This window comes from Neobacillus solisequens (assembly GCF_051233465.1).
GTDB lineage: Bacteria > Bacillota > Bacilli > Bacillales > Cytobacillaceae > Neobacillus.
In genome coordinates this window covers 1-881 of the sequence record NZ_JBKFGJ010000044.1, presented here as the reverse complement: position 1 = coordinate 881, position 881 = coordinate 1, and the positions used below count along the sequence as shown (strand labels likewise).

The following is an 881-nucleotide window of genomic DNA, read 5'->3' as shown; positions in this document are numbered from 1 at the left end:
CGATCCCCACGGGCAGTTACGTTCTACCCTGGCTACTGATATAATAAGACCAAAATAAATAAGGTCAACCAGAAATTTTTAGCATTCTGGCTAACCTTATAATACGAACGGGCAGGTTATCTCAACAAGAAATGATATAATAATTGCAATTAAAGTGTTGTAAAGGTGGTACTTCAAATGGATAATTGGATTGAATTATCTAAATTAGAGAATAAAGAGGTATGGGATAGGATTTATGAGGAATTTAAGTTTGTACCAAGTATTTCACACTTTCCATCCTTTGTAGTGTCAAGTCCATTTATCACATATGATGTTTCAATGTTATTAAATGGGTCAGTAGATTCTCAAAAGTATGATGAGATTTATAATGACCTAGAGGAAAAATCGTTGCTCGTCTTTCAAGAACTCACACGAACAAATGAATATATGTATGCATTAGATTGGCAACATCCAGGTTATTGGATAGACTCCAGATTAGAGTTTCCAAGAGATGAATTTGATGAATGGACTGTACCTATTTTTCCAAATGGTGATTATTACTTTTTTATTAATCAGAATTTCGAATGGGGATTGTTAGGGCATCCTTGGGAACAAACCATAACTATCTTTGGAAAAGAATTGATAATGAGTTTTAAAAGACATCAACCAATAATATTTCAAAAAATATTACGACAGGGATAATAGAAACCTTATTCAGCTAACGGGGGCAATAGTTATAGATGAAGATCGTTGCGGCGGTCTTTTTTCTAGTTGAACTAAGGTGCAGGTTAGTTGGATAAGGTAATATTTGGATTAGGATAGATATAAGTAGAAAAGTTAATAACAAGGGGTGATTTTTTGGAGAAAAATATTGGGGATGTAGATTTTTGTAAACAAGTAGT

General features: G+C 33.3%; 1 protein-coding gene. It reads left to right on the top strand.

Annotation, left to right across the window (positions count from 1 at the left end):
- Positions 1-177: 177 nt before the first annotated feature.
- A complete protein-coding gene (locus tag ACI3K6_RS23440; RefSeq protein ID WP_435556727.1) occupies positions 178-681 on the top strand; it encodes a DUF2716 domain-containing protein in 504 nt (167 codons plus the stop codon).
- Positions 682-881: the final 200 nt, after the last annotated feature.

Coding starts and splice junctions, on each gene's coding strand:
- ACI3K6_RS23440 (WP_435556727.1), top strand. CDS start 178: ATGGATAATTGGATTGAATTATCTAAATTAGAGAATAAAGAGGTATGG.